Origin of the sequence: Microbacterium sp. PAMC21962, from assembly GCF_019443465.1 — a bacterium.
GTDB classification, from domain to species: domain Bacteria; phylum Actinomycetota; class Actinomycetes; order Actinomycetales; family Microbacteriaceae; genus Microbacterium; species Microbacterium hominis.
Genome location: NZ_CP080381.1, coordinates 1,473,575 through 1,487,666, shown reverse-complemented (window position 1 = coordinate 1,487,666; position 14,092 = coordinate 1,473,575). Strand labels below are relative to the sequence as shown.

At 72.3% G+C, this 14,092-nt stretch carries 10 protein-coding genes; 9 read left to right on the top strand and 1 reads right to left on the bottom strand.

The features are described 5' to 3' along the window. The first annotated feature begins 13 nt into the window (after positions 1 to 13). Positions 14 to 481: a hypothetical protein gene (locus KY498_RS07245; protein WP_191008072.1), complete on the top strand. Its 468-nt coding sequence runs from the start codon at positions 14 to 16 to the stop codon at positions 479 to 481. A 121-nt stretch (positions 482 to 602) separates the two neighbouring features. Further along, complete coding sequence (locus tag KY498_RS07240; protein WP_191008073.1) at positions 603 to 5,348, top strand: HtaA domain-containing protein; 4,746 nt, start codon at positions 603 to 605, stop codon at positions 5,346 to 5,348. On the opposite strand, the gene acs is transcribed toward KY498_RS07240, so the two are convergent. Then, a complete protein-coding gene (gene acs, locus KY498_RS07235; protein WP_191008074.1) occupies positions 5,332 to 7,305 on the bottom strand; it encodes an acetate--CoA ligase in 1,974 nt (657 codons plus the stop codon). The genes KY498_RS07240 and acs overlap by 17 nt on opposite strands. A 377-nt stretch (positions 7,306 to 7,682) precedes the next feature. Here acs and KY498_RS07230 point away from each other — a divergent pair, with 377 nt between their 5' ends. The 7 genes from KY498_RS07230 to tmk all read left to right on the top strand — a co-directional run bounded on the left by KY498_RS07230 (position 7,683) and on the right by tmk (position 14,040). Continuing rightward, a complete protein-coding gene (locus tag KY498_RS07230) occupies positions 7,683 to 8,753 on the top strand; it encodes a TadA family conjugal transfer-associated ATPase (RefSeq protein ID WP_191008075.1) in 1,071 nt (356 codons plus the stop codon). Then, the gene (locus KY498_RS07225; protein ID WP_191008076.1) at positions 8,750 to 9,640 is read left to right on the top strand and encodes a type II secretion system F family protein; all 891 of its coding nucleotides are present in this window, start codon (positions 8,750 to 8,752) and stop codon (positions 9,638 to 9,640) included. The genes KY498_RS07230 and KY498_RS07225 overlap by 4 nt, the downstream gene beginning before the upstream one ends. A gap of 74 nt (positions 9,641 to 9,714) precedes the next feature. Next, positions 9,715 to 9,954 (top strand): DUF4244 domain-containing protein, encoded by a 240-nt coding sequence (locus KY498_RS07220; RefSeq protein ID WP_060960476.1) that lies wholly within the window; start codon positions 9,715 to 9,717, stop codon positions 9,952 to 9,954. Next, complete coding sequence (locus tag KY498_RS07215) at positions 9,951 to 10,286, top strand: TadE family type IV pilus minor pilin (RefSeq protein WP_101305825.1); 336 nt, start codon at positions 9,951 to 9,953, stop codon at positions 10,284 to 10,286. The genes KY498_RS07220 and KY498_RS07215 overlap by 4 nt, the downstream gene beginning before the upstream one ends. 28 nt (positions 10,287 to 10,314) lie before the next feature. Continuing rightward, on the top strand, positions 10,315 to 10,641 hold the full coding sequence (locus KY498_RS07210) for a helicase (RefSeq protein ID WP_191008077.1): 327 nt from the start codon (positions 10,315 to 10,317) through the stop codon (positions 10,639 to 10,641). A 127-nt stretch (positions 10,642 to 10,768) separates the two neighbouring features. Further along, positions 10,769 to 13,420, top strand: coding sequence for a type I DNA topoisomerase (topA, locus tag KY498_RS07205; RefSeq protein ID WP_258186452.1), 2,652 nt, complete (start codon positions 10,769 to 10,771; stop codon positions 13,418 to 13,420). Continuing rightward, the gene (gene tmk / locus KY498_RS07200) at positions 13,417 to 14,040 is read left to right on the top strand and encodes a dTMP kinase (protein WP_191008079.1); all 624 of its coding nucleotides are present in this window, start codon (positions 13,417 to 13,419) and stop codon (positions 14,038 to 14,040) included. Before topA ends, tmk begins: the two co-directional genes overlap by 4 nt. Positions 14,041 to 14,092: the final 52 nt, after the last annotated feature.

The following is a 14,092-nucleotide window of genomic DNA, read 5'->3' as shown; positions in this document are numbered from 1 at the left end:
GGAGTACTCCCTCATGTCCCGTACCCTGCGAAAGCGCACGATGGCCGCCTCGATCGCCGGCCTCACGCTCGCCCTCGTCGGACTCGTCGGCGTCCCCGCGTTCGCGGCGACCGGCCTGAGCCCGGCGCCGTCCGTGGATGCCGCCGGCACCCGCTACTTCGTCGACGGCGACAGCACGACGACGACCGTCACCGGCCTCGCCGCCAACACCGACTACTACGTCGGCCTGTGCTCGAACACCAGCTATCTCTTCGGCATCCCCGCGTGCGCCGGCTTCCAGACCGTGACGACGGACGCCTCGGGTGCGTTCACCGCCACCGTCGCCCTGGAGAGCAACGGCGCCAACACGCACGCCTCCGCACCCGGACAGCCCGCGACGGTGAACTGCACCGCCACCAACGCGTGCGCGATCAAGGTCGCGACCCACGGCACCAGCAAGCAGATCGTCGACCAGAGCGTCTCGTTCCGCGTCGAGCAGTAGTCGCACCCCCCTCCCCGGACGGGTGGGGCCGGTCGCCGCGACCGTGTCCCCACTGCGGCGCGCCCCGGCGCCGGTCCCACCCGTCCTCCCCTTCTCCTCCACCCGACCGAGGTACTTCCGCATGTCCGCGCGCCGCCGCATCCCCGCGTTCACCGCCGTCCTGGCCCTTCTGGCGGGACTGCTCGCCGTCCTCGCCCCGGTTCCCGCCGTGGCCGCCCCCGCCGAGATCGGCGCGGGGAGCGTGCACTGGGGCATCAAGGAGTCCTGGCGCAACTACATCGGCGCCGGGGTGATCATGACCGGCGGCGTGACGCGGGCGGCGGACGGCGCCTTCGACTTCCCGGTCACGGCAGGCTCGTTCGGCGACGGCAACGCGCTCACGGTGCAGCTGGGCGGCACGGTGCGTTTCGCGGCGTACTGCGACGACAACGTCGCCTTCACGTCGTGCCTGCTCGACTCGACGTTCTCCGGCCTGCAGCTGACCATCTCCGCCGACAGGCAAGAGCTCCGAGGAGACTACGAGGGCATCTCCCGGGACACGCCCGGGGGCGCGATCACGCGCTACGAGGACGTCGTGATCGCCACGATCGATGCGCTCGGGGCGAGCCCGGTCGTGGGCGACGGCACGACGGCCTGGCCCGCCATGCCCACGGTGGCCGGCGACGGCTTCCCGCTCTATCCGGTCGGCACGACGATGGATCCGGTCTCGCTCACCTACGCCGGCCCCGGCGGGGCGCCCGATCTGGGCGAGCACTGGAGCGTTCCGGGCGCGCCCGCCTTCACGCCCGCCGCGACCTGGGTCGGCGCCGTCAATCCGGCCAGCCGCGATGCGTTGGTCGGCGCGACGGCGCTGCACGTCGTCGAGCGGGCGACGAGCACCGCGACGGCGCTGACCGTGAGCGCGCTCGATCCCGCGACCCTCCAGCCGGCCGGCGCGGTCGAGGTGCCGCTCGCCGCGAACGCCGCGTACGCCGTCGCGAACGACCCGGCATCCGACCGCGTGTTCGTGCTCACCCAGGTGCGCACCACTGTCGGCGGGGTGCGCGGCGGCGACGCCACCCTGACCGCGCTCACCTGGACGGGCGGCGGCTACGAGACGGCCACCGTGGGGACGATCACGGGGACGGCGTACACCCTCAACGCGATGGCGTGGAACGCGGTCGCGAACGAGATCGCCGTCATCACGCAGGTGCGCGGCACCGCGGCCGACCGCTTCACCCTCACGCGGTCGGCAGGCGGCACGGGTGCCCTCGTCTCCGTGCCGATCGTGCTGCCCGCCGATGCGACCGACGCGCAGCGCGCCGCGGACCTGTTCGGAAGCTCCGGCCCGAAGGCGGGCGGCACACTGGTCGCGCTCCGCGACGGCAGCTACCTCGCCGTCGGCAAGCTCGCCGAGGGCATCCCGCTGCCGGCGCGCCACCTCGTCGTGGGCGCCCAGACGGCGACCGCGGCCTTCGTCGCCGACACCGTTCCGACCACGCAGCCCTATGCGGCCGAGTGGAACCAGTACTTCACCTACGAGCTCGCCGCGACCGCGGCCGACGGGGCGGTGATGCTCTACAGCGCCAACTGGACGGGCGTCGTCGGCTACGCGGATGTGATCGCGGGATCGGTCCGCATGCTCGCGAACGACGTCGGCATCGGCGTCCAGGGCTACGCGGACCAGGCGGGCTCCGACGCCGCGCACGGCCTCGACTACGTGCTCAGCCAGACGGCGGCCTCGATCGACGTGCTCCGCGACCACCGCCTGGTCGCCAGCATCCCGATCGCCGGATTCGCCCGCGACGCCCTCAGCCGCGACGTGTTCGCCGTCCTTCCCGACGGCTCCGTCATCGTGCAGGTCGCGGATGCCGCGACGGGACGGCGGGCGCTGCAGCGCCTCGAGCTCACGGGCATCGCTCCCGTCGTGACCTCCGACCCCGCCGACCGTGCCGTCACGCTCGCCGCCGGCACGGCGTCGACGGCCATCGCCTTCCAGGCGACCGGCACCGGTCAGGTGCAGTGGCAGATCCGTCCGTCCGGCGCCACCCGGTTCGCCGACATCGCGGGGGAGACCTCGCCGCTTCTCGCGCTCGAGGCCACCGTCAACACCGACGGCACCCAGGTTCGCGCCGTCTTCGCCACCCCCGGCGGCCGCGTCGCCACCGCGCCGGCGACGATCCGGGTCACCACCGCCCCGATCGTCGAAGCCCAGCCGACGGCGCCGACGGTGTATGTCGGTCAGCCTTACGAGCTCTCGGTGCTCGCGTCCGGCAACCCCGCTCCCACCGTGTCCTGGCAGCGCCGCTCGGGAGAGGACTGGGTCGAGGTGGCCGCGGGCGTCGACGGGAGCAGGCTGACGGTCGACGCGGCGCCGTTGAGCGACGACGGCGCCGTGTACCGCGCCCGGCTCTCGAACAGCGTCGACACCGTCTACAGCGCCGAGGTGCGCGTGAGCGTGCGGGAGCGGCCCTCGGTCCCCGAGACGACGACCTACACGGGAGTCGTCCTCGAGTGGACCGGGGCGCCGGAATGGCAGCACCGTCCCCCCAACGGCAGCGCCGCGAACTACTTCTCGGCGGGCGTCTCCGACGGGACGACGGCGACCTACCGTGCGCGCGGCGACGGCGCCGAGATCGTGCAGCGCGCCGCCGACGGCTCCACCGCGACCGCGACGTGGGACACGCGCGGCAGCCATGTCGACGCGGGCGGGCAGGCCGCGCAGCTGATGCGATTCACCCACGGCACCGCGGTGCTCGATGCGAGCGGCGCGGCCACCATCACCTGGCCGGGTGAGGTGAGCGTGAACTTCTACGACGGGCTCGTGCCGTTCACCCTCTCCCATCCCCGGCTCGAGGTCTCGGCCGACGGCGTCGGCTCCCTGACGGCCGATCTCTCCGGCTACGCCGGCGACATGTCCGATCCGGACAAGCCGAAGGAGGCCGTCGCACCGCAGACAGGCGTCACGGTGGCGACACTGCGCGGCGTCGTCGTCGACGCGCAGCGCGGCTTCGTCGTCACGCCCGACTTCGCGGGCGTCGAGATCGACGCGCGCGGCGGAACCCCGCAGGTGCGGTCGGGCTCCGGGTGGGGGTCGTGGCCCCAGTCGTTCGTCGACTTCCACGCGACGACCCATCTGGCCGCCTACTTCTATTCGACCGGCGGATCGATGGATGCCGCGAAGCGGCCGGCATCCTTCGCCGTCGGGTTCTCCGGAGCGACCCCGACCACCCCGACCACCCCCGAGGTCCCCGTCGTCACGCCACCCGTGATCGCGCCGAGCGCACCGACCACGGTCGTGCCCACCCGCGAGGGCGCCCTGCTCTGGGGCGTGAAATCCTCCTTCCGCAGCTACATCACCGGGCCGATCGCCAAGGGGGCCATCGCGGTCTCCGGCGGCGCGAGTGCGGCGGACGGCCGGTTCCGCTTCGGGCAGACCGGGCGCGACCTCGCCGACGGGCGCGGCACCGCGAGCTACGGCGGTGCGGTGCGGTTCACCGGACACTCCGGCGTGCTCGACCTCACCTTCAGCGACCCGCAGGTGCGGATCGACTCGGCATCGGCCGGAGCGCTCATCGTCAGTGTGGGCGGTCGACGCACCGAGCTGGCCGCGCTCGACCTGTCCGCCGGCACCCGCAGCGACGCGGACGGCGCGATCGCCTACACCTCCGTGCCCGCCACCCTCACGGCGTCGGGCGCCGGCGTGTTCTCGTACGGATCGTCGCAGTTCTACGGCGCCGGCACCGCGATGGACGCGGTCACCTTCGTCGTCGGCGCGGATGCGGCGCCCGGCTCCGCCGCACCGGCGCAGACGGTCGCGTCCGCCGCCGCGGGCGCGGCGTGGGTCCCTCCGGCCGACCCGCCCGCCCGCACCGGGCTCACGGTCGACCCCGCCTTCGCTGCCGGCGTGGCCGCGGGCGGCGAGATCGCGGCCTCGGGAAGCGGCTTCGCCCCCCGCGAGACCGACATCAAGGTCGTCGTGTACTCGAGCCCGGTGGTCCTCGAGTTCGCGCTCACCGCGGACGAGAACGGTGTCGCCGCCTGGCGCGGGCTGCTCCCGGCGACGTTGGCGCCGGGGGAGCACACCCTGACCTTCCAGGGCGCGCAGCTCGCTCTCGGTGCGCCGATCACCGTTCTCGCCCCGCTCGCGATGAGCGGCTGCACCGTGCGGGACGCGTCGCTCGACTGGGGGTTCAAGGAGTCGTTCCGCTCCTACATCTCCGGCTCGATCGCCCACGGCGAGTGGACCGTGGCCGACGGCGCCGCCTACAGCACACCCGTCTTCCAGTGGCGCGGCGGCACCGGGACGGCCGACATCGCCGGGGCGACCGGTCAGGTCGACTTCACCGGAACGGTGACCTTCACGGGCCACGACGGCCTCTTGCACACCACCGTCGGAAACCCGCGCATCCGCCTCATCGACTCGACCCGGGCCCAACTGCTCCTGGACGTGTCGGGGCTCACGATGGACGACGCTCTGGCCGGGCGCACGGAGAACGTCGTGACGGCCGTCGCGGTGCCCTTCGCCGATATCGACCTGACGCAGGGCGACGTCTCCCGCACCGCCGACACGATCACGGTGACCGGGGCCGCCACGACGATCACGGCAGAAGGCTCAGCCGCCTTCCCGAACTACCCGGCGGGCACCGCGTTCGACCCGATCGACTTCTCGGTCGCGGTCACCGACTGCGCCGCGCAGGTGCTCACCGACGGCGACGTGCCGCAGGCGACGCAGCCGACGGCGGATGCCGGGACGCCGGCGCTCCCGGTGTGGGCGTGGCTCCTGATCGCCGGCATCGCGCTGCTGTGCGCGGCCGCAGGGTCCGTGGGCACCGTCCTGGTGATGCGCCGGCGCGGGAAGGCCGGTGATCCTACGACGTCGGCGTGATCTTCGACTGGATGGTGGACATGACCATCGTGTCGGCGAGGGTCGTGGTGTCGCCGACCTCGCGTCCCTCGGCCACGTCGCGCAGCAGCCGCCGCATGATCTTGCCGGAGCGGGTCTTCGGCAGCTCGGTGACGATGTACACGTCGCGCGGACGCGCGATCGGGCCGATCTGCTCACCGACCCAACGGCGCAGGACGTCGACGATGCCCGCGGCGTCGTGCGCCTTGAGGAAGGACTCCTTCAGCACGCAGAAGGCGACGACCGCCTGCCCGGTGGTCTCGTCGGACGCGCCCACCACCGCCGCCTCGGCGACGGCCTCGTTGCCGACCAGCGCCGATTCGATCTCGGTCGTCGAGAGCCGGTGGCCGGAGACGTTCATGACGTCGTCGACGCGCCCGAGGAACCAGACGTCGCCGTCCTCGTCGAGGCGTGCGCCGTCGCCGGCGAAGTAGAAGCCCTTGTCCTGGAACTTCTCCCAGTAGGTCTCGACGAAGCGCTCCGGGTCGCCCCAGATGCCGCGGAGCATCGACGGCCACGGCTGGGTGATCACGAGGAGGCCGCCGTTGCCGTTGCCGACGTGGGTGCCCTCGTCGTCCACGACGTCGATTCCGATGCCGGGGAGCGGCACCTGCGCCGAGCCGGGTTTGGTCTCGGTCACGCCGGGCAGGGCGGAGACCATGATGGCTCCCGTCTCGGTCTGCCACCAGGTGTCGACGATGGGAGCGGTGTCGCCGCCGATGATCGAGCGGTACCACATCCATGCCTCGGGATTGATCGGTTCGCCCACCGATCCGAGCAGGCGCAGCGACGACAGGTCGAAGCGCTGCGGGATCTCACGGCCCAGCTTCATGAACGATCGGATGGCCGTGGGCGCCGTGTAGAGGATCGTCACGCCGTACTTCTCGACCAGTTCCCACCAGCGGCCGGGGTGCGGGCTGTCGGGAGTCCCCTCGTACAGCACCTGGGTCGCGCCGTTCGCGAGCGGACCGTAGGTCACGTACGAGTGACCGGTGATCCAGCCGATGTCGGCCGTGCACCAGAAGACATCCGTCTCGGGGTGCAGGTCGTGGACGACCCGGTTGGTGAACGCGGCCTGGGTGAGGTATCCGCCCGAGGTGTGCAGGATGCCCTTCGGCTTTCCGGTGGTCCCCGACGTGTACAGGATGAAGAGCGGGTTCTCGGCGGGGAACGGCTGCGCCTCGTGTTCGGCGGATGCCGCCGGCACGGCGTCGTGCCACCAGATGTCGCGCCCCTCGGTCCAGGCGACCTCGTTCTCGGTGCGCCGCACGACCAGGACGTGCTCCACCGTCTCCTGCGGTCCCGCACCGCGGTCGCCGAGCGCCTGATCGACCGCCGGCTTCAGCGGGGACACGCGGCCCTTGCGGTAGCCGCCGTCGGCGGTGATGACGAGCTTCGCGCCGGCGTCGTCGATGCGGGAGCGCAGGCTGTCGGCGGAGAAGCCGCCGAAGATGACCGAGTGGATGGCGCCGATCCGCGCGACGGCGAGCATCGCCGCGATCGCCTCGGGGATCATGGGGAGGTAGATCGCGACGCGGTCGCCGGCGCCGACGCCGAGCTCCTGCAGCACGTTCGCCGTGCGCTTGACCTCCTCGGTGAGCTGTGCGTAGGTGATGCGGCGCTCATCGCCCGGCTCGCCCTCCCACAGCAGCGCGACGCGATCGCCGTTGCCCTCCGCCACGTGGCGGTCGAGGCAGTTGTAGGCGACGTTGAGCTCTCCGTCGGCGAACCACCGGGCGAAGGGCGGCTGCGACCAGTCGAGGACCTCGGTGAACGGGGTGTGCCAGTGCAGCGCGCGGGCCTGCTCGGCCCAGAACGCCTCACGGTCGGCATCCGCGCGCGCGTACAGGTCGGCCGTGGCGATCGCGTCGGCGGCGAACGCGGGGGAGGGGGCGAACCGACGGGTCTCGTTCAGCAAGTGGTCGATCTGGCTGCTCATCTGCGCGCTCCTTTGCGGCGGGGACGGGACCGTGTCCCGGACGATTCACGAAATCTAGCGACGGCCTCCGACGTGCACCACCTCCGGAAGTGGGGAGCGACGGACATCCGATATATCAGTGGAAACACGCGGTTTCGATTGGAGTGGTGCCGCGCGTCTGCGTAAGCTCGATCCGGCCGAACTTCGATTCAGGCAGCGCGACTCCCGACCACCCCCGATTCCGGGATGTCGCGTGGCGGCATCCCATCTCCCCCTATGGGATGCCGCCTTCTCTCTTTCCGGCGAAGACTCCTCCCCAACGTCGCGCCGACGGGCACTGTCCACGGATGCCGCCGCCCACCTCGAGCGCAGGCGCCGGCCGCACCTACCGTCGAGGCATGTCCGAGCCGTTCGTCGTCCGTCGCCGCGAGAGCCGGCGCGTTCCCGAATCCGTGCGCCGGACCCCGATCGTCGTCGATGCGGCGGCGGCCGCGGCGTCACCGGCGGCTCCGCTGCGGCGGCCGGAGCGCAGACCGCTGCCCGACCATCCGGCGCTCGACCCCCTCCGCCATCTGCTGGGCGATCCGCAGATCACGGACGTGTTCATCAACGGCGTCGACGGCCTCTTCGTCGACCGTGGTCGCGGCGTCGAATCCGTGGAGGGTTGGCGCCTGGGAGCGGACGACCTGCGCGCGCTGGCCGTCGCTCTCATCGGCGTCGGCGGACGCCACCTCGACGATGCCACACCGCTCGTGGACGTCCGGTGGGAGCACGGCGCACGGGTGCACGCGGTGCTCCCGCCGGTGGCGTGCTCGGGCACGGCCATCTCGATCCGTCTCCCGCAGGTCGGCATCCCCGATCTCGACGAGCTCGTGCGCGGCGGTCTGTGCGATGCCGAGACCCTCCGCCGTCTCGACGCGCTCGTGACGGCGCGCCGGAACGTCCTCATCTCCGGTGCGACCGGGGCCGGCAAGACCACCCTGCTGTCGGCGCTGCTGGGACGTGTTCCCGCCCGGGAACGCATCGTGACCATCGAGGACGTCGCCGAACTGCGCATCCGGCATCCCCACCACGTCCGCCTCGAGGCGAGACAGCCCAATCTGGAGGGCGCCGGGGCGGTGCCGTTGGCGCGGCTCGTCCGCGAGGCCCTGCGGATGAGGCCCGACCGCCTCGTCGTGGGGGAGTGTCGCGGCGAGGAGGTGCGAGAGCTCCTCACCGCGCTCAACACGGGACACGACGGCGGCGCCGGCACCGTCCATGCCGGCAGCATCCGCGACCTTCCGGCCCGGCTGGAGGCGCTGGGCGCGCTCGCGGGCATGGACGATCGCTCGATGGCGCGTCAGGTCGTCAGTGCCATCGGCGTGGTGGTCCACGTCGAGCGGGGCGCCGACGGCATCCGGCGCGTCTCGGGAATCGCGCGGCCCGCGCTCGACGACAGTGGCCGCCTGCGCATGGAGGTCGGATCGTGAGCGCCCGGCCCGCGGAGGCCTCCGACGCCGCGGCGACCGTCCAGAAGGTGTCGGTCCTCCTCGAATCCGGCGTCGCGCCCGGCCGGGCGTGGGAGCTGCTGGCCGAGGACGGCGATCCCGTCGCGCTGCGGGTCGCGACGACTCCCGACAGCACCGGCGCCTCCTCCGCGCTGCGCGCACTGGGCGGCGCGTGGATCGATGTCGCCGCCGCGTGGCAGGTCGCGGAGACCGTCGGCGCGCCGCTCGCATCCAGCCTCCGGCGGTTCGCCGACGCGCTGCGCGGCGCCCAGGAGGCGCGCGACGACGTGCGCGTGGCGCTGGCCGACCCGACGGCCACCGCGCGTCTCGTCACGTGGCTCCCCGTCGTCGCGGTGCTCCTCGGCATGACGCTGGGCTTCGACCTCGTCGCGGCGCTCACCCAGCCGATCGGCATCGCGTGCGCGGTCGCGGGCGTCGCACTGATGCTCGCCGCACGCGGCTGGACGAAGCGCCTGGTGGCGCGCGCCCAGCCCGACGACCGCCTCGCCGGCGTGCAGGCGGAAGTCGTCGCCATCGCCCTGTCCGGGGGCGTGTCGATCGATCGGGCGCTGGCGACGGCGGAGGGTGCCGGCGCCGGACGGATCGCGCCCGACGTGCACGCGGTCCTCCGTCTGTCGCAGCGGGCCGGCGCCCCGGCCGTCGACCTCCTCCGGGCGGGCGCCGCGGAGCAACGCCGTGCCGCACGCACGGAGGGCCGGTTGCGTGCGGCCCGTCTGGGCGCGTCGCTGCTGCTGCCGATGGGCGTGTGCACCTTGCCCGCCTTCCTGCTGCTGGGCGTCGCCCCGCTGCTGCTCTCGGTGGTCGGCGGCGCATCCCTGCCGCTCGGCGCACCCGCGGCACCGCCCTAGCCCCCGCTGCCTCGGCGGCACACCGCCGCCGTCACCCCGTGCCCGCTCGTCCACCGTCACGAAAAGGAGATCCCATGTCACTCTCATCACTCGACCGCCCCTCGCCGAGGACCGCGACCGCGTCCTTGCCGCCGTTGAGCGCTCGACGCGCCCGCGCCCTGTACGCCGACGAGGACGGTGCCGCCACGGCGGAGTACGCCGTCGCGACGATGGCGGCCGTCGCGTTCGCGGGGCTGCTCGTCGTGATCATGCGCAGCGACGAGGTGCGCGGCATCCTCACCGATCTGGTCCGCCGCGCACTCACGGTCGCATGAGTCGCCGGGACGATGACGGCGGTTCGGCGACCGCAGAGTTCGCCGTCATCGTTCCCGCGGTGCTGCTGCTCGTGGCGCTGACCGCGGGCGCCGTGTCCGCGGTGGGACGGCAGGTGCGGCTGGAGCATGCGGCCGCGCAGGCCTCGAGGCTCGCCGCGCGCGGCGAGCCCGATCGCGCCGGCGAGATCGTGCAGGCGATCGCCGGTGGACACGTCGCCGGGGTCACCGCCGACGGCGATCTCGTGTGCGTCACCGCGACGGCGTCCCCCGGCATCCCGCTTCCGCTGCCCGAGCTGCGGGCCCGCTCCTGTGCCCTCGACGGTGGACGGTGACGACAGTGATGATGAGGGGGGATCGCTGATGGCGGGGGCAGCGGCCGCGCTCGCCGCGGTCGCCGTCGCGTCGGCCGTGGCGGTCGGTGTCGTGACCGCCGGGGCGGCGGCGGTCGTCGGTGCCCGCGCGGCGGGCATCGCGGATGCCGCGGCCCTCGCCGCCGCCGATACGGCCGCGGGCCTCGTGTCGGGGACGGCGTGCCAACGCGCCGTCGATGTCGCGGCCGTGGCGGGTGCCGCGGTCGTGGCGTGCACCGTGGTCGGAACGACCGCGACGGTCCGTGTCCGCCTCGGGTCGGGGGTGCTTGCCGCGGAGGCTCGCGCGCGGGCCGGGCCCCCTCCCGGTGGTGGGTGAGGCGGCGGCTCCCAGCGTCCTCCACGTCGAGCGGTGTGTATGGTGTGCATCGGAGAAAGGACGCCACGTGGCAGCTGTCAAGAGTGCTGGGGGCAAGAAGCTCGTCATCGTCGAGTCGCCGACGAAGATGAAGTCGATCCAGGGATACCTGGGCGACGGATACGAGGTGCTCAGCTCGGTCGGTCACATCCGTGACCTCGCGGACAAGAAGGACATCCCCGCCGAGCTGAAGAAGACCTCGGTCGGAAAGTACTCGATCGACATCGAGAACGGCTTCACTCCTCTTTATGTGGAGAGCGAGCGCGGCAAGAAGACCGTCGCCGAGCTCAAGCGCGCCCTCAAGAACGCCGACGAGCTCCTGCTCGCCACCGATGAAGACCGCGAAGGCGAAGCCATCGCGTGGCACCTGCTCGAGGCCCTCAAGCCCAAGGTCCCCGTCAAGCGCATGGTGTTCCACGAGATCACCAAGGACGCCATCCGCGCCGCCGTCGACAACACCCGCGAGCTCGACCTCGCCCTCGTCGACGCGCAGGAGACGCGCCGCATCCTCGACCGTCTGTACGGCTGGGACGTCTCCGACGTCACGCGCCGGAAGGTCGGACAGGGCACCTCCGCCGGGCGCGTGCAGTCGGCTGCGACGCGCCTCGTCGTCGACCGCGAACGCGAGCGCATGGCCTTCGTCTCGGCGTCGTACTGGGATGTCGAGGCGCTCGCCGCCTCCGGCGGCGAGTCGTTCGCCACCCGCCTGGCCCGCCTCGACGGCGCTCCGCTGGCGCGCGGCACCGACTTCGACGATGCCGGGCAGCTGAAGAAGGCCGTCGTCGTCCTCACCGAATCGCAGGCGCGCGAGCTGGCCGCCGCGATCGAGGCGGGCGGGGAGGCGACCGTCACGGCCGTCGAGGCCAAGCCCGGAACCCGCAGCCCCAAGCCCCCGTTCACGACCTCCACGCTCCAGCAGGAGGCCGGTCGCAAGCTCTCGATGAGCGCGAAGCACGCCATGGGCGTCGCACAGCGGCTCTACGAGAAGGGGTACATCACCTATATGCGCACCGACTCGACCGCGCTGTCCACGCAGGCGGTCACGGCGGCGCGTACCCAGGCCGTGGCGCTGTACGGCGACAAGGCGGTGCCGGCCAACCCGCGCAGCTACCGCAACAACAGCAAGAACGCGCAGGAGGCGCACGAGGCGATCCGTCCCTCGGGCGACTCCTTCCGCACCCCGGCATCCGTGTCGTCGTCGCTGGACCGCGACGAACTGCGCCTGTACGACCTCATCTGGAAGCGCACCGTCGCCTCGCAGATGTCCGACGCCAAGTACGAGACCACCACGGTGACGCTCGAGACCGAGGCGGCCGGCCGCACGGCGTCGTTCACGGCATCCGGCACCGTGTACACCTTCAAGGGCTTCCTCGAGGCGTACGAGGAAGGGCGCGACGAGAAGCGCGGCGACGCCGACAAGTCCGACGACCAGTCGCTGCCGCCGCTGGCCGTCGGCGACGTGCTCTCGTTGCACGACGTCGAGCCGAAGGGGCACGCCACCAGCCCCAAGCCCCGCTACACCGAGGCGTCGCTCGTGAAGGCGCTGGAGGAGAAGGGCATCGGTCGTCCCTCGACGTTCGCGAGCATCATCGACGTCATCATCAACCGCGAGTACGTCACCAAGCGCGGTCAGGCGCTCGTGCCCAGCTGGCTGGCGTTCAGCGTCGTGCGGCTGCTCGAGGAGCACTTCGCCGACCTCGTCGACTACGACTTCACGGCCGCGCTCGAAGACGACCTCGACGCGATCGCGCGCGGCGAGCAGCAGCGCGTCGCGTGGCTGCAGGAGTTCTACTTCGGCTCCGAGAACCACGTGGGCCTTCGTCACATCCTCGACAACCTCGGCGAGATCGACGCGCGCGAGATCAACGCGACGAAGATCGGCGACGTCGCCACCCTGCGCTTCGGCCGGTACGGCCCCTACCTCGACGTGCCCAACGAGGACGGCACGTCGCGCATCGTCAACGTCCCCGGCGATCTGGCCCCCGACGAACTCACCCCCGAGAAGGCGCGCGAGCTCATCGACGCCCCGATCGCCGGCGACCGCGTGCTCGGACAGAACCCCGAGAACGGGCGCGACATCGTGGTGAAGGACGGTCGTTTCGGTCCCTACCTCGAAGAGGTGCTCCCCGCCGAGCCCGAGCCGGAGCCCGCGCCCGTCGCGGAGGCCGTGGCCGAGTCGGCGCCGAAGAAGCGGGTCGCGAAGAAGAAGGTCGAGGCGCCCAAGCCGCGCCGCGCCTCGCTCTTCAAGAGCATGTCGCCCGAGACGATCGACCTCGAGACCGCGCTGAAGCTCTTCTCGCTTCCGCGCACCGTCGGTGTCGACCCCGAGACCGACACCCCGATCACGGCGCAGAACGGCCCCTACGGTCCGTACCTGAAGAAGGGCACCGACTCGCGTTCGCTCGCGGGCGAGGACCAGATCTTCGACATCACCCTCGAGCAGGCGCTCGAGATCTACGCGCAGCCGAAGTACGCCAACCGCGCCGCGAGCTTCCTCAAGGAGTTCGAGGCCGATCCGGTGTCGGGCAAGCCCATCCGCATCAAGGACGGCCGCTTCGGCGCCTACGTCACCGACGGGACCACGAACGTGACGATCCCGCGCGGGCAGACCGCCGACGACATCACCTTCGAGGTCGCGGTGCAGATGCTCGCGGACAAGCGTGCGAAGGGTCCCGCGCCCAAGCGCACGACCCGCCGGACGACCACGACCACGCGCAAGCCGGCCGCCAAGAAGAAATGACCCGCGGACTGTGGGTCACGTTCGAGGGCGGTGACGGCACCGGGAAGACGACGCAGGCGAGCCTCCTCGAGCGCTGGCTGCGCGATCAGGGGCGCACGGTCCTGCGCACCCGTGAACCCGGCGGCACGGAGGTCGGCGTCCTGATCCGCGACATCGTCCTGCACCACCGCGGCGAGGTCGCCCCGCGCGCGGAGGCGCTGCTCTACGCGGCGGATCGCGCGCAGCACGTCGCGACGCTCGTGCGACCCGCCCTCGACCGCGGCGAGGTCGTCATCCAGGACCGCTACCTCGACTCGTCGGTGGCCTACCAGGGTGCGGGGCGTGTGCTGGATGCCGACCAGGTGCGCGAGCTGTCGCTGTGGGCCACGGAGGACGCGCTTCCCGACGTGACGGTGCTCCTCGACCTCGATCCGGCCGCCGCCCGTCGGCGACTGGATGCCGCCGACAAGCCCTTCGACCGGCTCGAGGCGGAGAAGGCCGAGTTCCACGATCGTGTCCGCGTCGCATTCCTGAGCCTGGCCGCCGCCGATCCGCAGCGCTTCCTCGTGCTCGACGCCGCGCTCCCCGCCGCCGAGCTGGCCGCCGCCATCCAGACCCACATCGCCCACCACCTCGCCTGACCCCGCCCCACCCACCCCACCCCGCCGAGCCGCCATCCCGCGCCCGAGCCGC